This is a genomic window from Rhizobium sp. RHZ02 (assembly GCF_014851575.1).
In the GTDB taxonomy this organism is placed as follows: Bacteria; Pseudomonadota; Alphaproteobacteria; order Rhizobiales; family Rhizobiaceae; genus Rhizobium; species Rhizobium altiplani.
Genome location: NZ_JACUZX010000032.1, coordinates 52,817 through 72,259, shown reverse-complemented (window position 1 = coordinate 72,259; position 19,443 = coordinate 52,817). Strand labels below are relative to the sequence as shown.

General features: G+C 58.4%; 16 protein-coding genes and 1 pseudogene. 12 read left to right on the top strand and 5 right to left on the bottom strand.

Going from position 1 to position 19,443, the window contains the following annotated elements:
- Nucleotides 1-459: 459 nt before the first annotated feature.
- Nucleotides 460-1,599, top strand: a complete 1,140-nt coding sequence (locus tag IB244_RS28335) for a Fic family protein (protein ID WP_192241101.1) — start codon at nucleotides 460-462, stop codon at nucleotides 1,597-1,599.
- 301 nt (nucleotides 1,600-1,900) lie between these two features.
- Here IB244_RS28335 and IB244_RS28330 read toward each other — a convergent pair whose 3' ends face one another.
- Nucleotides 1,901-3,838, bottom strand: coding sequence for a DUF5054 domain-containing protein (locus tag IB244_RS28330; RefSeq protein ID WP_192306424.1), 1,938 nt, complete (start codon nucleotides 3,836-3,838; stop codon nucleotides 1,901-1,903).
- A 29-nt stretch (nucleotides 3,839-3,867) separates the two neighbouring features.
- Entirely contained in the window at nucleotides 3,868-4,905 is a 1,038-nt protein-coding gene (locus IB244_RS28325) for a LacI family DNA-binding transcriptional regulator (RefSeq protein ID WP_192306423.1), read from the bottom strand.
- A 274-nt stretch (nucleotides 4,906-5,179) separates the two neighbouring features.
- Here IB244_RS28325 and IB244_RS28320 point away from each other — a divergent pair, with 274 nt between their 5' ends.
- The 5 genes from IB244_RS28320 (at nucleotide 5,180) to IB244_RS28300 (ending at nucleotide 10,882) form a co-directional block, all read left to right on the top strand.
- Nucleotides 5,180-6,544: an extracellular solute-binding protein gene (locus tag IB244_RS28320; protein WP_192306422.1), complete on the top strand. Its 1,365-nt coding sequence runs from the start codon at nucleotides 5,180-5,182 to the stop codon at nucleotides 6,542-6,544.
- 78 nt (nucleotides 6,545-6,622) lie between these two features.
- On the top strand, nucleotides 6,623-7,531 hold the full coding sequence (locus IB244_RS28315) for a carbohydrate ABC transporter permease (RefSeq protein WP_192306420.1): 909 nt from the start codon (nucleotides 6,623-6,625) through the stop codon (nucleotides 7,529-7,531).
- Nucleotides 7,531-8,361, top strand: coding sequence for a carbohydrate ABC transporter permease (locus IB244_RS28310; RefSeq protein WP_018857924.1), 831 nt, complete (start codon nucleotides 7,531-7,533; stop codon nucleotides 8,359-8,361). The genes IB244_RS28315 and IB244_RS28310 overlap by 1 nt, the downstream gene beginning before the upstream one ends.
- Nucleotides 8,362-8,374: 13 nt before the next feature.
- On the top strand, nucleotides 8,375-9,475 hold the full coding sequence (locus tag IB244_RS28305; protein ID WP_192306418.1) for an ABC transporter ATP-binding protein: 1,101 nt from the start codon (nucleotides 8,375-8,377) through the stop codon (nucleotides 9,473-9,475).
- A 6-nt stretch (nucleotides 9,476-9,481) separates the two neighbouring features.
- Complete coding sequence (locus tag IB244_RS28300; RefSeq protein WP_192306416.1) at nucleotides 9,482-10,882, top strand: CehA/McbA family metallohydrolase; 1,401 nt, start codon at nucleotides 9,482-9,484, stop codon at nucleotides 10,880-10,882.
- Between the two features lie 34 nt (nucleotides 10,883-10,916).
- On the opposite strand, the gene IB244_RS28295 is transcribed toward IB244_RS28300, so the two are convergent.
- From IB244_RS28295 to IB244_RS28285, 3 genes are read right to left on the bottom strand one after another with little or no spacing between them, the layout of a single operon-like run.
- The gene (locus IB244_RS28295) at nucleotides 10,917-11,960 is read right to left on the bottom strand and encodes a glutathione synthase (RefSeq protein ID WP_192306414.1); all 1,044 of its coding nucleotides are present in this window, start codon (nucleotides 11,958-11,960) and stop codon (nucleotides 10,917-10,919) included.
- Nucleotides 11,961-13,847: a flavohemoglobin expression-modulating QEGLA motif protein gene (locus IB244_RS28290; RefSeq protein ID WP_192306412.1), complete on the bottom strand. Its 1,887-nt coding sequence runs from the start codon at nucleotides 13,845-13,847 to the stop codon at nucleotides 11,961-11,963.
- Nucleotides 13,844-14,677 (bottom strand): N-formylglutamate amidohydrolase, encoded by an 834-nt coding sequence (locus tag IB244_RS28285; RefSeq protein WP_192306410.1) that lies wholly within the window; start codon nucleotides 14,675-14,677, stop codon nucleotides 13,844-13,846. The genes IB244_RS28290 and IB244_RS28285 overlap by 4 nt, the downstream gene beginning before the upstream one ends.
- Before the next feature lie 343 nt (nucleotides 14,678-15,020).
- Here IB244_RS28285 and IB244_RS33260 point away from each other — a divergent pair.
- The 6 genes and pseudogenes from IB244_RS33260 (at nucleotide 15,021) to IB244_RS28255 (ending at nucleotide 19,424) form a co-directional block, all read left to right on the top strand.
- A pseudogene (locus IB244_RS33260) lies at nucleotides 15,021-15,426 on the top strand (low affinity iron permease family protein).
- Nucleotides 15,427-15,464: 38 nt separating this feature from the next.
- Nucleotides 15,465-15,734 carry an acylphosphatase gene (locus IB244_RS28275; RefSeq protein ID WP_192306408.1) on the top strand — a complete coding sequence of 90 codons (270 nt, stop codon included), beginning with the start codon at nucleotides 15,465-15,467 and terminating at the stop codon, nucleotides 15,732-15,734.
- 158 nt (nucleotides 15,735-15,892) lie between these two features.
- A complete protein-coding gene (locus IB244_RS28270; RefSeq protein ID WP_192306406.1) occupies nucleotides 15,893-16,549 on the top strand; it encodes a Rieske (2Fe-2S) protein in 657 nt (218 codons plus the stop codon).
- A complete protein-coding gene (locus tag IB244_RS28265) occupies nucleotides 16,542-17,387 on the top strand; it encodes an aromatic ring-hydroxylating oxygenase subunit alpha (protein WP_192306404.1) in 846 nt (281 codons plus the stop codon). Before IB244_RS28270 ends, IB244_RS28265 begins: the two co-directional genes overlap by 8 nt.
- Complete coding sequence (locus IB244_RS28260; RefSeq protein ID WP_192306402.1) at nucleotides 17,384-18,043, top strand: glutathione S-transferase family protein; 660 nt, start codon at nucleotides 17,384-17,386, stop codon at nucleotides 18,041-18,043. The genes IB244_RS28265 and IB244_RS28260 overlap by 4 nt, the downstream gene beginning before the upstream one ends.
- Before the next feature lies 1 nt (nucleotide 18,044).
- Complete coding sequence (locus tag IB244_RS28255) at nucleotides 18,045-19,424, top strand: amidohydrolase (RefSeq protein WP_192306400.1); 1,380 nt, start codon at nucleotides 18,045-18,047, stop codon at nucleotides 19,422-19,424.
- Nucleotides 19,425-19,443 lie beyond the last annotated feature (19 nt).

The window sequence follows — 19,443 nt, the reverse complement described above, 5'->3', positions numbered from 1 at the left end:
CACAAACCGAGGCGACACACGGAAATGCCGAGACGCCTCGCGATGGGTGTTACCCTCTTCAACGAACGCAACAACACGGGAACGCAACTCGATCGGATGTGATTTGCCCATGACCGGTCTCCTTCCACCTACGAAGGAATCACAAATCGGCCGATTCGAGAACCTGAATCAAAAAACGGGCGACGCGCTTTAGGCAATGACCTGTAACGGGACTCACAGATTTCCAAGTTCGAGATTTACCAAACCTGGTGTTTCCGCTCACCTTCGACGGACGGTGCTGGAGTCCGTTTTGCTCGCACCGGACCACAGACATTCGTTGTCAGGTAACGCTGAGTGAGACAGGCGCTATCGGTCGAAATGACCGTACAGTAGTAAAATGCGGAGATTAACCTCAACAATATCCGCATAAATGCGGAGATTATGCTTGCCATTCTCCGCATTCGTACCCTATCTTGAGACATGACCTATATATGGCAGTCTGCCTACTGGCCGCGTTTCGAATGGAAATTCGATAACCTTGCATCAAGACTTGCAACCGTACGCCTCGATCAGGGGCGCCTCATCGGCCGTGTGGAGAGCCTCGGTTTTCGTACGCGCGAGGCGACCTTTCTGCGAGCGCTAACTGACGACGTCGTCAAGTCGTCGGCGATCGAGGGAGTGCGGCTGGATGAACAACAGGTGCGGTCGTCGCTGGCACGGCGGCTCGGAATCGATATCGACGGATTCGTGACACCCGACCGCTCGGTTGAGGGGATCGTCCATATCACGCTCGATGCCACAATCAATTGCTCGGAACCACTGACGACGGAGCGGCTGTTTCAATGGCATGCGGCCCTTTTTCCGACCGGCCGCAACGAATGGGGTCACCGGCTTCGCGTCGGCGATTGGCGCGACGACTCAGGCGGCCGCATGGAAATCGTTTCCGGCGCATTTGGACATGAGAAAGTCCACTATGTTGCTCCACCAGCAGATCGCATGGACGCTGAGATGTCAGCCTTCCTCGAATGGTTTAACGGATCGAACGACCTTGATCCTCTCGTTAAAGCAGCGATCGCCCACCTCTGGTTCGTCGCCATCCACCCTTTTGGCGATGGTAATGGCCGCATAACCCGCGCAATCGCCGATATGGTGCTCGCACGCGGTGATGGCGGCGCTCAGAGACTTTACTCCATGTCTGCAGCGATCGAGAGATCGCGCCTCGGCTACTATGAAGCCCTGCAGTCAATCACGAGCAAGGAAGCTCTCGATATCACGAGCTGGATCGGGTGGTTCCTGGATCGTCTGGGCAATGCTGTCGGCGACGCGTTGCTAACCCTCGACAACGTCATGCTGAAGAATGATTTCTGGCAAGCCCATGCCACAGGCGATCTCAATCCGCGACAAGCCAAGGTCCTTAACCAATTGCTAGAAGGAAACTTCGAAGGCAAGCTTACATCGACGAAATGGGCGAAATTGACGAACGCATCCCAGGACACAGCGTCTCGCGATATTGCGGACCTGTTGGCGAAAGGGATCCTGCAAAAAGGTGAGGCTGGTGGGCGCAGCACAGCCTATGAACTGGTTATGGACTTTCCGACGCACACCTCGCGATCCGAGTGAGATCGATCCGATCAGCCACAAGACCCTCCGGTGAGCCGTACACCATGGAAGCAATCAGACGAGATCGCCGGCGGTTTGCCGGGTTGGTCGCTTATTGCGACTACTCTGCGTCTGTCTCTACCAGAAGCGACGAGCGTTCCTCGATTTTGCGGTAAAGTGCCTTCAGCCAGGGTTGTGCTCTTGATAAGATCTGAGCCATCAATCCTGTATACTTGAAGACTGAAGCTCTTTAAGAGCGGGGCGCGGCAATGCCGGTGAATTCCGATCAGGTGGGCCGGACCAGTTTCTCACTTTGTAGACTTCAGTATCCGGTGGATTCCGTGATCCGGAAGCGGGCGACGATATCGCCCTCGCACCACATGGGGAAATTGGTTCCCCACTTATTGTTGTGCAGATTGAAGCGGATGCCTTCGGCAAAGCTCGGGCGCGTCTTGCAGAAGGTCATGAAGTCCCAGCTCTGCGGCGCCACCAGCGGTGTATCCAGCGGCTCGATCGTCAAAGTGGAGGCCTCCCGCGCAGCAGCGACCGCCTGAAGCTGTGCCCCGCCACTTTCGGCAATGCGCTCCGATGAGTGCCAGAGGCCCATCTTGTTGAAACTCCAGTCCGATGCGCCGGCCGGCGTGAAAGACAGGAAACTTGCCTCCGGCATTCGGTTCGCGGGCTTGCCGCGCAACACGAACGTCAGAATCAACCCCTCCCCCTCCTCCATATGCAGCGACAAAATCGGCGGCGCTCCATACTGCCCGTTTGCCTGTTTGGGCATGGAGAGGACGGCGGAGGATCCCTCTGCAGCCGTCAGCACCGGCACGAAGACCTTGGAGAGACCGGCTCCAGAAGCGGCAAGACCCGGCTTGTCGTGGTCGAGGATCGCCCATTCCGGCCGATGCGTCAGATAGGTGTCCATATGCCGCGCCATGTCGGTGGCGTCGTAGCTCTCGTAGCGGTATGCGACCAGAGAATGTCGTCCCTCCGTGTCAGTTCGGCCTTCAATCGTACGCCCGGCGGGCGTGACAAGGGCCGTGAGATCTCCGGTTACCGGGTCGACATGAGCTTCCCATCGGCCGGCACTGATCGTTCCGGCCCGAGCCGAAATCGCTGGCAGGGCGGGTGCAGCGAGCCTGGAAATTGCCGCTTCGGCAATCTCGCGGTCGTCACACCCCAGCACCGAGACAGCCTTGTCGATATAGGCCCGTTGCTCGGCCCAGGAAACTTCCGAATAGGCAAACCGGTAATCGGATGCCCGCGCAACTTCGAAGTCCTTCCGCGACCAGGCCTTGTCGTCCCGGAGATAGGTCTTGATGTCAACGCCGCACGTGTGTTCGGCGACCATTGCCAGGCCGCGCCCGAATGCGAGCCGGCTCGGTGTCAGCCCGTCGTCAGCGAAACGGTCATACTGGCGTTGCAATGCGAGGAACCGGGCGGTCTTTTGGGGATCCGTGGCGCTTCCGTGGATCCAGCTGTCGCCGAGTTCGATATCGAGCACCGGGAATTGTTCGCGGGCATCCCAGAGGATTGCGCCGTAGTCTTCGAGTGTCGCGGCGCGTATGACAGCATCTGGCGCCTTGTGGTGCATCTCGCGATAGACGTCCACAGTCTGAGCCACGCTCTGCGGGCCGATGTTGTCGCTGGTATGGGCAAAACTCAGCGCGTCGCTCATGCCTTCCGGAAAATAGGTCTCGCCATAGGAACGCTGGTACATGACGACGATCTCCTCGCCGCCCGGGGCTCGCCAGCGGAAGACATCCGGCACGTTCGGTGGTGGAGAGGCTGTGTTGACGCCCAGATGCAAGAAACGAATGCCGGCGTCGGCGAGCATCGGCACCATCCCGAGCGTATGACCCGGCACATCGGTCATCTTGGCGGCGATCGTCCTCTTGCCGAAACGCCGGTCGAGTTCTTGCGAATAGGAGAGGCCGGCACGGAAAAGCGCCGGGGACATCAGTTCCGTATGCGTCGTGTAGGGCAGGCCGTGCCAGCGGATGAGACCGTGCTCGATCGCCTGTTCCAGACGCTTGACCTCTGCCGGTGAGCGGGAATTCAGGTGATCCCAGATCAGCCAGGCGCCAGTCGTCCAGATGAAGCGCGGCTCATCCGGGTTCTCGGCGAAGAAGTGCGCGCCCGTCTCGATTGCCTGAGGAATGAACCGGTCGTGATACTGTTTGCGGACCTTTTCCGCGTGATCGGTGAAGCCGATGTCGAGATGCGTCTTGAAGACCAGATGGACGCGCTTTTCTGTCATTTCCATTTCAATCAGCCGATCAATTTCAATCAACCCACTGTGCCACGCACGACGAGCCGGGTGCCGAGCGTTTCGGTCAATGGACCGTCGTCGGGATTCCTCAGACGCCGGAGAATGAGGCGAACGAGGGCGCGGACGCGGTCCTCGAGATCGATCCGGACGGTGGTGAGATTGTAAGCTTTCCAGTGCGACTGCGGGATGTCGTCGAATCCGATGACCTTGACGTCGCCCGGCACCGAAAAGCCAAGATCGTGGCGCAGGGCATCAATCGCCCCGAAGGCACCGACGTCGTTGGCGGCAAAGATCGCGTCCGCACCGTCCTCGACCCGGAAAAGGTCGAGCGTGGCGCGATAGGCGGTATCGTAGGTATAGTCGCCATTGATGACTGTCGGCGGCTGCATACCGCGCTCGACGAGGATTTTGGTGATCATCCGCTCGCGCTCGCGGTTGGCGAGCGACTGGCGCTTGCCGCCGAGATAAGCAACGCGACGGACACCGTACCCCTGCAGCAGCGCAACGGCCTGCTCGATACCGTCCCGCTGGCGCACCAGCAGCCGGTCGTAAAGACTGGAGGATGTGTCCGCAAATTGCGCACCGTCGTCGTAGATCACGTAGATCGGCACGGCGCGGTCGAGAAAGCCGCTCAAAACGTCGGCATCGACATTTTCCGTGAAGGCGATCACAGAATCGGGGTTGAAGCCGCGCATATAGGTAAGCAGTGTCTGGTCCATGCTGAAATCGGCCTTGGCCTTGAACAGCAAGGTCGCGAAGCCTTCGGCCTGCAGCGCCGTCGTCAGCGCGTCGATCTCCTGGCTTTCCCAGGGTGAACAGACATCAGGCACGATCATGCCAACCAGATGCGAGCGGCGGGTAACAAGAGATCGGGCTGCCATGTCCGGCGTGTAATTCAGTTCGCGGGCAATCTGCAGGATTCGGTCGCGCTTTTCCGGCTTCAACGATGCATTCGGATTGAAAGCGCGGGACACGGCGACGCGCGAGACATTCGCTTCTCGGGCCACGAGATCCGCCGTCGCACGGGCGCTCTTTCTGTCATTTCGTGCGGTCATCAATGCATCAACAAAATGAAAACGTGTTCACTATTTTGGGACCTAAACAATAGTGCGTCAAGGGGCCGGCGATGCGATTCCTGCTGGCAACCGCGCAACTTGCGAATTTGTGGAGTCAAAATTGATTTCTCGTCTCGAAGGCACTGTTGACAAAAATGAAAACGTGTTCACTCTAAGGGCCGGGTGAGGCGAGGCACGCCGGGAGGAGGGTTCCGGCGGTCCGAATGCACCGAACCAACTTGTCCGGTAACGGACCAATTCGGGAGGAATTCACATGCGCAAGAGCATACGTTTTCTGTTGCTGGGCGCTTCGGCGGTGATTGCGCTGTCGAGCCAGGCCATGGCGGCGACGGAACTCAACATCACCTGCCGCTGCGTCATCGGCGGCGTCAACAGCGGCATGGCGGAATGGATCGAGAAGAAGGTCATTCCCGCCTTTACCGCCAAGATGAAGGCAGACGGCAAAGATGTCACCGTCAAGCTCACTCAATTCGGCGGAGCTGACGAGCAGCTGACCCAGCAGCTCGCGCTGGACTTTTCCAGCGGCGCTGGCGCTGATGTTTCCGGCTTCGACGGCTTCCTCATTCCGAGCTTCGTTCAGGGCGGCCTCCTGAAGCCGCTCGATGAGATCGGCGGCGCCGATGTCGAAAAATGGGATGGCTGGGGCCATATTTCCGACGGCACCAAGGCGCTGATGAGCTATCAGGGCAAGCCCTACGGCATCGCGCTCGGCACCGATGCCCGTATGATTTTCGTACGCAAGGACCTGTTCAAGAAGGCAGGTATTGACGCTGACGGCTGGCAGCCGAAGTCCTGGGCCGAACTGCTCGACGCCGCCCGTAAGCTGAAGGCGGCTGATCCAGCGAGTTTCCCGCTACAGATCAATGCCGGCGTCTCGATGGGCGAAGCCACCACGATGCAGGGCTACTGGATGGCTTTGCTCGGCACTGGCGAACAGGTGACTGACGAGAGCGGCAAATATATCGTTTCGAGCCAGGGCATTCTGGACACGCTCAATCTCTACAAGACCGTCTATGTCGACGACAAGCTTGGCGATCAACGCGCCCAGATGCTTGGCGATGGGCGCAACCGCACCTTCGCGAACTTCCGCGATGGCAAGACGGCGATGTTGATCGAAAGCGACTGGTTCTATCGTTCCGTTACCAAGCCGGGCGCGGAATTTGCGGTCGCGGACCGCGACAATGTGATGACTTGGAAGAAGATGCCGTCCGAACAGCCGGGCCGTGGCCTGCGCGGCCAGGATTTCGTCACCATTTCCGGCGGTACGGGGTTCGTCATCAATCCGCATACGGACGCGCCGCAAGAGTCCTGGGCGCTGCTCTCCTTCATGAACAGCCAGGAACAGCTCACCGCCTTTCAGGATATCCAGCCGGCCATCCGCATTCGCGACGATGTCGCGATCCCGAATTCGCCGTTCCTGACCGAAACCGCCAAGACGCTGCTGCCGTTCACGACAGCCCGACCGAACGACGCCAACTACAACAAGGTCTCCGCCGAAATCCAGCGCATGACCGAGGCCGTCGTTTCAGGCGAACTGACACCGGAAGACGCGATGAAGCAGTACAAGGAAGCAGTCACCGCCATCGTTGGCGAAGAGAACACGATCAGCCGTCTCTGATCACCAAAATCAAACGGAGGCCGGTCGGCAAGGTCCGGCCTCCGCGTCGCGGCAGGCGCTGCCACGGGGTAATCGCGCATGAAAAAATTCTCCCTGCTTTCCACGCGCGCGGGCGCGGTGTTTCTCGCCCCCGCCGCCGCGCTGGTCGGCGTTTTCGTCATCATCCCGTTCTTCTGGGTGATCGTCGTTTCCTTCACAAACAAAACGCTACTCGGCCGCACGGCCGTCGATCCCGATTTTGTCGGGCTGCAGAACTATTTTACGCTGTTCAACCCCGCGACGTTCTTTACGCGCGGCCAGTTCGGCTTTTCGCTGATCCTGACGGTCCAGTTCGTGTTATTTTCGGCACTGATCGGCCAGGCCTTGCTCGGGCTCATCCTTGCCTGGCTCAGCCAGTCCGTCTCGCCGACGCTCAAGAATTTTCTGCAGACGGCTGTCATTGCTGCCTGGATCCTGCCGGAAGTGGTGATCGGCTTCGCCTGGTTCGCCTTTCTCGATTACGACAATGGTACACTGAACATGATCATGCGCGGCCTCGGTCTGCCGCCGGCCGACTTGCTGCTGCAACAGCCTTTCTGGGTCATCGTGGTCTTCAACACCTGGCGGGGCGCGGCCTTCTCCATGATGTTGTTCAACTCCGCCTTCCAGTCGATACCTCCGAGCTATTTTCAGGCGGCTGATGTTGCCGGTGCGAGTTCGTGGCAGAAACTGCGCGATATCGCCCTGCCACTGATACGTGGCCATGTGGTGACAGATCTCATCCTTATCACCATGTGGACATTCAACGTCTTCACGCCCTTCCTGCTGACCAGCGGCGGCCCCTCATACCGGACCGAGCTGCTGTCGATCTACACCTACCGGGTTGCCTTCAAGGACTTCGAATTCGGTCGCGGCGCGGCAGTCGGTGTCATCATCATGCTGATCAACCTCGCCTTCGCGCTTATCTACCTGCAAATCGCCAAGAAGAAGAAGGCGGAGGCCGAGTGATGCAGATTTCCCGCAGCATCTATATGCGCCGCGCGGTCTTTTCGGTCGTCGCCTCGCTGATCGGCGTGGTCTTCGCTCTCCCGCTTGTGTGGTTCATCTTCGCGCCGTTCAATGCGCGTGCCGAACTCGGCCTTGCCATTCCGTCGCCGTTCACGCTGTCCAATTTCGTGACCGTGTTCCAGAACAGCTTCGCGATGCACGCGCTCTTGAACAGCCTGATCCAGGCCTTTGGGGGTGTCATTCTGGTCGGCGGCGCGGCCACACTTGCGGCCTATGCGCTGTCGCGATCGTCCATTCCCGGCAAGGGCGCGGTCACCTATATCCTACTGCTTTTCTCCTCGGTCGTTTCCGGCTCGGCAGCCATGGTGCCGATCTTCCTGATCATCTCGGCAATCGGACTGATCGACACGCATCTCGCCGTCATCCTGGTGTTCGCTGGCGGGCTGTTGCCGACCGCCATGTTCATCCTGCGTGACTTCATCGACGCCATTCCGCGATCCTATGAGGAAAGCGCCATGGTGGCCGGCGCCTCACCGATCCAGGCTTTTTTCGATGTGGCGCTGCCGGTCATCCGGCCCGGGATCGTCGTGGTCGTCGTCTGGGCCTTCGTGAACATCTGGGGAAGTTTCCTCATCCCGTTCATCCTGCTGCGCAAGGATACGCTGATGCCGGCTTCGGTCGCGATCTATTCCTTCTATTCGGAGGCCGGTACGCCGATTGTCACGTTGCTCGCCGCCTATTCGCTCATCTACTCGCTGCCCGTCATTGTGCTTTACCTATTCGTCAACTGGAAGTTTGGCTTCCGGTTCTTCGGCGGCATCAAGTCGTAATTGGACCTTTCTCATGGCTTCAGTCGAATTCCAGAACGTCTCCAAAACATTCGGTTCGTTTACCGCGGTGCCGGACATCAGCTTCTCGATCGCCGATGGCGAATTCGTCTGCCTGCTCGGCCCTTCCGGCTGCGGCAAGACGACGAGCCTGCGAATGATTGCCGGCCTTGAAACTCCCTCCGCCGGCAAGGTCCTGATCGGCGGCAAGGACGTCACCTATCTGCATCCCAAGGATCGGCAGATCTCGATGGTCTTTCAGGACTATGCGCTTTATCCGCATATGAATCTCGCCGACAATATCGCCTATCCGCTGAAGGTGCGCGGCGAGACCGAGGACAAGCGACATGCACGCGCCAGAGAAGTGGCCGACGTCCTGAAGATCGGTGACCTGATGAGGCGACTGCCGAGTCAGATTTCCGGCGGTCAACAGCAGCGCACCTCGCTTGCTCGTGCGTTCGTCTATCCGAGCCAGGTCTATCTCTTCGACGAGCCGCTTTCAAACCTCGATGCCAAGCTCCGCCTCGAGGCCCGCGGTTTCCTCAACCACCTGCAGCGCGACATGGGCATGACCGCCGTCTACGTGACCCACGATCAGGCCGAGGCCATGGCGCTTGCGACCCGCATCGCCGTCATGGACAAGGGCCGGATCGTGCAGTTCGCGCCGCCAATCGAGATTTATCGCCGGCCGGCTACGACATTCGTGGCAAATTTTGTCGGCAATCCACCGATGAACCTCGTGCCGGTGGCGGCAATGGTCGATGGCGGGCAACTGCGGTTGCGCGCGGACGGCCTGACCCTGCCCAGCCTCCCTGTGTCCGATGCCATCGCCACGGCTGCGGCGAAAGGCAAGATGACGCTCGGAATTCGCCCGGAACACCTACGAATGGCGGAAGCGGGCGACGCCAATAGGATTGCCGGAAAGCTGTTTGCCAACGAGAACATGGGGCCGGAAAGTCTGGTTACGATGGAACGTGCAGATTCCGGCCGGGTGACCGCGCGCATCTTCACCGACGACGAAATCCGCACCGGCGATCAGGTCACACTCTCCTTCGATACCCGCCACGTGACGCTGTTCGACGAGACCGGCGCCCGTATTCCGGCAATAGGCGAGTAAGCAGTCATGGTCGAAATCACCGTTCATGTGACCCCTGCCGATCAGGCCGCCGATCCATATGTCTACGTGCCCGTCGACATCCCAGCCGACACGACACGCATCGACGTGACGATGACCTACCCGAAGGCTGACAATTGCATCATCGATCTCGGAATGCTCGATCCCCATGCCGGCGACTATCCGACCACGGCCGGTTTTCGCGGCTGGAGCGGCGGGGCGCGGGATCGTTTCTTCGTTGCGACCGATGATGCGACGCCGGGCTACATTCATGGTGAAATCCCGGCCGGCGTATGGAAGGTGATGCTCGGCCTCTACAAGGTACCGCCCGGCGGTGCCGATGTGCGGCTGACAGTCCTCTTCGACAGCGCATCGCGCGAACTCTTGCCACCACCGGCGCGAACTTTCCCGGTGCGACAGGGCGCGGGCTGGTATCGCGGCGACCTGCATTGCCACACCTTTCATTCAGATGCGGCCGGCTCGCCCGAACTCCTGCACGCTGCAGCCAAGCAGGCAGGCCTCGATTTCCTTGCGATCGCCGACCACAACACGATCACCCAGCGACGTTATTTCCATCCGCATTCTTCGCCGGAACTGATTTTTGTGCGTGCGATGGAAATCACCACCGCCGTCGGACATGCCAATGTCTACGGTGTCGATGAATGGATAGATTTCCGCATGACGAAACCAGAGCATGCCCATACGCTGTCGCGTCTTGTTCATGACCATGGTGGCCTTCTTTCGATCAACCACGACAAACCGACGATCCAGTGGGACTATGACCTGCCGAGGATCGACTGTATGGAAGTCTGGCAATCTCACTGGATGGCCTGGAACTGGGTATCACTCGGCCGTTATCAGGACCGGCTCGCCTCTGGCCTCAAGATTTCAGCAATTGGCGGCAGCGACTTTCATCAGCCTGCACGGCTGATGCCGGAAGGACCGCTGGCTCTGGCCCGCCCGACGACGGTGCTATGGCTCGATGAACTTTCAGAAGACGCGATCCTCGCCGCCATGAAGGCCGGGCGCGGTTACGTAACAGAAAGCCCAACCGGTCCGCACCTTGCTCTGACCGTCAATGGCCAGCCGATGGGGTCGACGACGCACGCCGAAGTTACCGCAACGGCGGAAACGAAACGCGCGGAAGGCGATACGCTCGTATGGATCGACGCGACCGGCATACTTTCGACCGAGACGATACGTTCCGATGATTGGACCGGTGGCTTCACCGGCAGGCCGAAGGCTTTTCTGCGCACTGAAATCATCGCTGCTGCAAGTCGCGAGGGCTTGATTTCCGAATTCTCCTCAGCGCTCGAAGGACGTTCGCTCCCTTGGCAGCTCCAGGGCGTTGATATGGCAAACCAACCGATCCGCCGGGCGATCAGCAACCCGGTCTATGTAGAATGGTGACAGGAGCGCCGGAAGATCCTTTTGCGACGGCTTCTCAGAGTGTCGCCAGCACTGCATTCGACAGTTGGGAACCATAGTTCCGGCGAATGCTGACTTTCCTTTCGAGAGCCTCGATGACCGTTGCGGAGAAGTCCACGGAATAGAGCTGTTCGAGATTTCGCAGTCCGCCCGGCGTGAAGACATTGATCTCGAGGATCTTGTCACCGATGATATCCAAGCCCACGAGAAACATTCCGTCTGCGACAAGCTTAGGCCTGACAGTCTCGGCAACCTCAAGAATCTTGGGGGTAATCTTTACTGCTGCAGCTGTTCCGGCGGCACTGATATTGGAGCGGATCTCTCCTTTCGCAGGAACTCTGCGAAATGCCGCATAGGCGCCGTCCTTTTCAAGAGGTTGACCGTTCATCAAGAACAACCGGACGTCACCATCAACCGCATCCGGGAGGTAACCTTGGGCGATTAGATACCCTTCGCCACTGACTGCTTCAAAAATCTGATTGAGATTGGATTCCTTGCTGGATTTAATTCTGAATACATGCCGGCCTCCCGATCCCTGTAGTGGTTTCAGGATCACACCGCGTTTCTGGCTGTCGATGAAGGCTCTAATTTCGTCCAGGCTTTTCGAAATCAGTGTCGTGGGACGAATAGCCTCGGGGAAGTCTTGGAAATAGAGCTTGTTCTGAGCCTTCATCAAGGTGTCGGGGTCATTCACCGTCAGCACGCCCCGCTCGACGGCAAGTCGCCCGAACATCGCGCCGACATGAGCGGCCCAGGGTCGCTCTTCGGCATCAAGGGAGGGGTCGTTGCGCAAAAACAGCACGTCCACCTCTTTCACGTCAATCGTTTCGACGCGCGCCTTGTTGTTGAGATCAGCAATGAATGCGTCTTCATTCTTCGGTTTGCCCTCGCTCGTAGCCCTTGCGCGGACTGCCAAGCTGTCGTCGGGTCGCAGCACAAAATCCCCAGGCGTGACATAACAAACATCATGGCCACGGGCGCTGGCGACCATTGCGAGGGATGTCGTAGTATAATAGGGCGCCTCGCTTTCGATCGAGTTTACGAAAAATGCTATTCGCATTTAGGCTTCCTTTGGTTGAACCAGGTCGATGGGACGCAATCCCTGTCTTGCGCTGTCAAGTCGGTCGCGGCCTTCCGCAGTCTCCAGAAACAGCGGATGGACGCTCGGCGGCTTGAGCAATCCGCGTAGTGCAAGCTCTTCCATAACCGCGAAATGGGAGGAAGCGATTTTGCCCATCCAGAACGGCTCGAGCGCGCCACCACGTTTCAGATGGTCAAGCAGTTGAAGGAGGCCTCTCAAGTAGATCGCATCCTTGGCCAATCCGCCGCCGCGGTAAACACGCAGTGCAAGGTTGAAAGCCCCGTGATCGGAGAATTTGTAGTTGGAAACGAGCCGACGGAAAGTTTCGGCGAAGCTTAACCCCGAGAGCATGTAAGCACATGCTACGACCCTCGCAGCTATCAGCTTAAGCCGCTCGGCAGTCAGGCCACCCGAGAGGTACTCAGCGAAAACCGCCAGCCCCTCCTGCATGCCTTCGTATCCGGACAGCCCGGAGCGAAAGAGCCGCAGCCCTTGAGAGGAGCCATTAAAGTAGGTGAGGAGATGAACTCCGATTTCATGCGCAAGAAGCGGTTCGACACGTCGTCGGTCCATGATCGTCGACCTCGAAATGAGGAGACGATGATTGGTCACCATCAGGCCAGAAGGAAGGTCATCGCGAAGCACAATGCTTGCCTTGAAGTCCGGCCAGACCGTTCGGTAACGATTAATCATGGCTTGCGCACGTCGTTCCACATAGTCGGCATCGGCCGTAGGAATATTGGAACGCGACTTAAGATGATCCACAGGATACTCGTCCGCGAGCATTCCAAGAATATCCTCCGCTTCGAGCAAAAGCGAATGCTCGACCGGACCATAAAGCGCCCTGCCAAACTCTACGAAGCTCTTGGTCTGGCGCGCAGCGATCAGCGAAAGTTGCAAGTCGACTTCACGCTGTTTTTCCCGGCAGAGGTTGTATAGGACGGGATCCTCCATTTGGTCAAAGGAGATAGCGAAGAGCCGATGCTTCGCATTTTCCACCTGGGTCGTCAGCGGGCGGTATAGAAAGACCGGCTCGCTTTCAAACCCAGCCAACCTGAATTCGTCAAATGCTTGCCTTGCGTTGATGGGCGTGACGGCAAGGAGAACGTCGAAGAGCGATGCAATCTCGTCTATGCTTCTGTCGACGCGGCTGACAGCGTCGACGAAGGCACGTCTGCCAAGGGACCGATAGGACGCAAGCTTGACAAGTTTCTTGGTTTCCAGAAAGGCGCCACACGCGCGGAGCGCGGCGTCGAACAGCGTCGAGACCAATTGGTCGCGAACTTCAGGGTAAATCTCCCTGGATTCGGGCGTTCGGTAGATCGGCGCGAACTCAACACCAAGTATGGCGCAGCCGGGCATGGCCGCAATCTGTGCGTCAATGGTCGACGTGGGGATATTCCGCTCGAGGACTCTCGGCGTGCGGAACCTGGCCTCGCTTGCCATAATGGTCTTCGAGAAAATCGTCTTTGCAAGGGCGGCATTCTCGGATGACCAAACGGAAACCTCAAACGGCGGGAGATAGGGAGCGTCATCGGTAAGAAACCGGTCACGCTCAAGCTCACTGCTTCGAACGACAAGGAGGGTCCCGAACTGCTCGACCGCGACCGCGGCGATCGCCTCGACAATCGACACGACCTCCTGAGGGTCCGATGCAAGGAGATAGGAAGCATTGGCCTGGACTACGGCTTGCGCCACGTCCTCCGCCTTTCCTGTGTTGATATGGACGAACAGAAAGGGGAGTGGTCGATCGATATGCAAGCGACCACCTTCGGGGAATTCCCTTCGGATCGGTTTGTCGTCGCGAAGCGACTGCTTGATATCACATAGCCAATCGTTCTGGGTCGCTGACGCGTGTTTCGTCATGACATTGACCACAAAGCACGCTCGAGAAGCGGAACGGCCGAGGTAAGCGCCTCCCGCAATTCACGAAGTGTCGAGTTGTCTGGCTTTCCCGTCCACTCGTCCATGAAAATCTTCTTGAACTCAATGGCGATCGCGCAACCGATTCCCGGATATTGTTCATGGACGAACCGCGTCTGTTCTCCCTTTCCGTGAAAGGCAACGTTCTCCCGCACGTCAAGCCGCCTGCCGCCAACGTCGAAGGACCGGAAGTGATCCATCAATGGCTCGACGACATGGACCCATCGGTCTCGATCCATGGAGAACGTACCGATATTGACGTCGGGCGCCTGATCCTGGGGCGTTGGCGTGTCCGGATCCGCTCGACGATAGTTATAACTATGCACATCCAGGAGAACGAAGTGCTTATGGTACCGCTTGATGCCGTCGAGAAAGAAACGAAGCATCTCATAGTAGTCGTCATGGATAAGCAATGACCTACGATGTTCCGATTGCGGAAGGCTCTCTTTCCAAACTGTCAGCCCCCATGCCTGCTCGGGGCGATGATAAACGGCCTGGTCACGGCGTCGGTTGAGATCGATTTCAAATCGGGAACGGTGAACTACAATCTGGTTTGGCAAGCCCCTGATCAAGCTCGCCGTGAACGGGTCTTCTTCGCGAAGACGCTCGCCCTCGTTCAAGGCGTACCGAGAACGCAGACTTCTCCGAACATGGCTGCCGTCATGGATCGCCGTTCCAATAATGGGCGACTGACTTCTCGTGAGACTCCACAGAGGATCGGAATTCTCCCCTGGAACCTCGACGTTCTCTGTCGTGATAGAGCCTCTCTGCATTCAGTCCGCCTCAAGTTACGGAAATCTCTTCGCTGCGCGCAGAACAGAATGCCCGTGCGGAGGCGAGAGTTGATCATCGTCTGCCAAGCGCCGATTGGCGTGGCCCCTGAAACGAGAACCGGTCGCTGCTCAGTGCGGGATCGCCTCCCGTTGAAACGCAATGGCCGTTTGGCTTCAAATGCCTGCTCGAAGAACGCAGTTGCCGCGGAGCCGGTTCCGCTGGCGGGAAAAATAGCGGTTGATCGGAGTTAGACGGCGGCGCTTCCGACTGGAAGCCGGGGAATGCCTCTGCGTTTCCTTGGAACCCCTTGGAACCCTGGGGCCGACTGCGAATTTCCGGATGATGAAGATTGGTGCGGTATTTCTCGCCATGTCGGAATCCGTCGTATGGCCGGCGGGCCACTGGCTCGTCCTCGCGGCGGCAATCCTCGTCGTGCTGATCTGGTGCCTCGTTGGCGTGGCAACCGGGATGCCCAACCAATGGTTCCTGCTCTCCAACGGCGCCGGCACGCTTGTCACGCTATTCATCCTTGGTGATCCAGCATTCACAAAACCGCGACATGCGCGCGCTGCAAGTGAAGGTCGATGAACTCATCAGGTCGAGCAATGCCAGGAACCACGTGATTGGTATCGAGCGACTGGAGACAGGAGAGCTCGTAACGTTGCCCAACGGCGAGGTTTCCGAAAGCCGTCCTATTGAACCGCATTCTGTGAACTGGAAAAAGAAGGGGTTTCGAAAGTCCATTTAGGCGCTATCTTGTCAAGGAGGCGTCAGCACGAGACTTTCATGACAGTTCAACATCACGGATACCTACACGAACGAATGACGATCCTTGGCGACCTCCAAGCCGCATCGTTTGTTCCGTGGATCCGTCGTCACGCAGCAAAGCTCGGTCTGTCCCAGGCCATATCTCATCAAAGTGTCGATCGGATCGAACTCGAAGTTGAAGGGCCGATAGAATTGATTGACATGATGGAGGTAGGATGCTCGCTCGGGCCTATTGATGTATGGGTGGAAACCATCTTCCGCACGCCGATTGAGAGCGACGCAGAGTAGGCCTTGCAACGCCCTTCAATTTTCCACTGCACGTTATTTGATCAGCGTTGCCAATGCGAAAAAATTATGCAAACGTGCTCCCGTCCGCTACGAACCGCACTATCCAAGCGGCGGCCTTGAAGCAGACAAAACGTTGATAATGCTGAGAAAGTTCCACCATGTCAGCCGATACGACGGGCTTTTGGACGCCAGTCGCGTTTTCTGCGGATTTGCCGTCAGGGACGGTAATCCCCGCACGCACAAGAGCCGGCTCAATTGCCCTCTGGAGAAGTGATTCAGGACGGGTCGCGGCATCGGCAGATCGCTGTCCCCATCGTGGCATGCGCCTCTCTTATGGGTTTGTACGCGGCGAGGCGCTCTCTTGCATCTATCACGGCTGGAGTTACACGCAGACGGGAAACTGCCTGCGCATCCCGGCTCACCCTGGTCTTACGCCGCCCGACACGATCCGCGTTGCGACGCATCTGGTCGAGGAGGCCGATGGCGTGATCTGGGTGGCCGTGGGAGAACCTTCGCATCCGCCCCCGAAATTGGAGGGCCTCGTTGCATTGCGCTCGCTAACGATGCATGCCGACGTTACCACCATTGAGGCGGCTTCCGGCGCGAAATCAGACGAGACCGGCCTTCTAAAAGCAACGCAGCAATCCGAAACGATGTGGTTGCTGCTTTCCGAACAGGAACAGGGCCGCACCCTCGTCCATGTACTCCTTGACGGCGAGAACACGCTCGGTGACCGCATCTCAGCGTCGCGGGCCGTCGAAAGCCTGCGCAGATGTGCCGAAGACCTTCAGGCAAGGAGATCTCGTGATGGCTAAGGAAGCTATGCTCGACGAGTGGTATCCAGTCGGCCTCTTCAGCCAGGTCAAAACGACCGCATACAAGACGGCCCTGATGGGCGAACCGATCGAGGTTTCTGTCGGGGCTGACGGCAATGCGATCGTGACGACGTCGGGCGGACGTGTTTTGTCGTCACGTGTTCGCTATGGCCACGTGTGGTCGTCCGTCGGAGATCCTCAAAAGGAGATCTTTTCCATTCCCGAGGCTGACCAACGGGGTCGCCGGTTTGTCGATGTTGGTGTGGTTCGCGTTCGCTGTTCGCCACTTCGCGCGGTCGAGAACTTTCTCGACATCGCTCATTTTCCTTTTGTCCATACTGACATCCTCGGAGCAGAGCCGCACACGGAAGTGCAGAACTACAAGGTTGAAATTCGCGACGTCGAGGATGAAGTCTGGGCAACGCAGGTGAAATTCTACCAGCCGCAAGCAGCAAAGTCGGCAAGCGGCGGGATTACGACAGAGTACATGTACCGCGTGCCGGCCCCGACCTGTTCAGTGCTTTATAAAACCTGCCCACCGCGCCCCAGTGAATGGGACGTCATTACTCTTTTCGTCCAGCCGCTGGCCGAGGATCTTTGCGATGTCTGGCCGTGGATGGCGCTGTTTGACGATGAAACATCGATGACCGACCTCATCCATTTCCAGCAGACGATCTTTCTGCAGGACCGCTCGATCCTTGAAAATCAGATCCCGCGTCTTTTGCCACTCGACCCCGGCATGGAGATCCCGACGCGCGCCGATCTGACATCGGTAGCCTACCGACGTTGGCTAAAGCGCCACAATTACACCTATGGCGCACAGTTGGTGGCGCAATGAGGCTTTACGATTACATCCTTTCGCCCAGTTGCTACAAAGTGCGCCTGATGGCGGCTCTGACCGGGCTGTCACTGGATATCCGGCCGGTCGACTTTCATCCGGGTGGCGAGCATCGCAAAGCCGAACTTCTGGCACTCAACCCGGCTGGCTCCATCCCTATCCTGGAGGACGGGGATCTGCTCCTGACGGAATCGTCAGCAATGCTCGTGTACCTGGCAAGAAAGGCGGCTCCGGAGTGGCTTGGGGACGGAACGGCCGAACAGTCGGCCAGGCTACAACAGTGGGTTTCCTTTTCTCACCGGCTGACCGCAAATCTTGGCGGCGCGCGCCTCCACGAGATGTTGCATCGCCCGGGCGATATCGCCCTGTTGCAAGCGCAGGGCGTTGCTGCGCTGCGCGAACTTGAAGCCGGGCTGGTCGAGCAAAATCTTCGGGGTATGCCGTTCCTTGCTTCCGATCGCCCGACGGTCGCAGACATCGCGTGCTTTCCCTACGTGGCGCTCGCGCCAGATGGCGGTGTCTCGCTTGACCCCTACCCTGCGATCCGGCGCTGGTCCCGCGCCATTCGCGCGCTCGATGCCTTCATAGAGATGCCAGGCATACACCGACTGCATGAGTTGAAGCCCGAGCCCCAGATTGGAACGGGCGAGGAGTAACATGACCGGCTATCTTCTGAAGAACTGCGCAGCGGTTATCGTCGATGAGGGCAAGGGCCAGACGACCCGTCGCAATGTTGACGTCCTGACAAGCGGTTCCGCCATTCAGGCAATTGGCGACAATCTTGGACAGGGCGAACTGCCGACCGGTACCATTGTTCAAGATGCGAGCGGCTGGTTCGTCTATCCCGGGCTCGTCAATACACACCATCACTTCTTTCAATGCTTTGTGCGCAACCGTGCGGATCTCGACTGGACGAAGCTGTCGGTCATCGAGTGGCTTGATCGCATTTATCCGATCTTTTCGCGATTGAACGAGGATTGCTTTTATCACTCCTCAGTCACCGCCATGGCCGAGATGATCAAGCACGGGTGCACGACTGCTTTCGATCACCAGTACTGCTTCCCCAGGCATGCCGGCAAAAGATTGATCGACCGCCAGTTCGAGGCCGCCGATCTTCTGGGCATGCGCTTTCATGCCGGCCGCGGTGGCAACACACTTCCGAAATCCGAAGGCTCGACCATTCCCGACGCGATGCTCGAAACGACGGACGAGTTCATTGGTGATTGCGAGCGGCTGATCGACACCTATCACGATGCCCGACCTTTCAGCATGCGCCAGGTGGTGGTCGCCCCATGCCAGCCGGTAAACTGCTACCGTGAAACCTTCGTGGAATCGGTGGCCCTGGCACGTGATCGTGGTGTTCAGATGCACACCCATGTTGGGGAGGGTGAAAGCCGCGTGGTCGAGGCCAGACATGGCATGCGCACCGTAGATTACTGTGCAGAGCTGGGCTTTGCGGGGCCTGATGCCTTTTACGCCCATTGCTGGGAACTGACCCACGACGAACTGCGCAAGATGGCTGCGGATGGGACCGGCGTTTCGCATTGCCCGGAGCCAGTCTATCTGGTTGGCGCCGAAGTAACCGATATTCCCGCCATGGCAGCCTTTGGCCTTCGCGTCGGACTGGGCTGCGACGGCGCTGCGTCGAATGACAACTCGAACCTGATGCATTGCATCCACTCCGCCTACATGCTGCAGTGCCTGACCGCATCGACGCGCAACCACCCTGTCCCGCCTCCGGTTGATTTTCTGGGCTATGCGACGGCGGGCGGTGCGGCTCTGCTTGGTCGAAAGGACATAGGCAGGTTGGCGCCTGGCATGGCCGCCGACCTGTTTGCGATCGACACGCGGCGGATGGACTATGTCGGCACACGCCATGATCCGCTGAGCCTGATGGCCAAGGTCGGTGTCGGCATGCCGACGGACCTGACAATGATCAATGGCCGCATTGTATGGCAGAAGGGCGAGTTCATCGGCCTCGATGAAAGCCGGATGTTCGCTGAGGCTGAAGCTGCGCTTGCGACTGTCGAACTCTAAAATCACAAAGAAGGGGAAC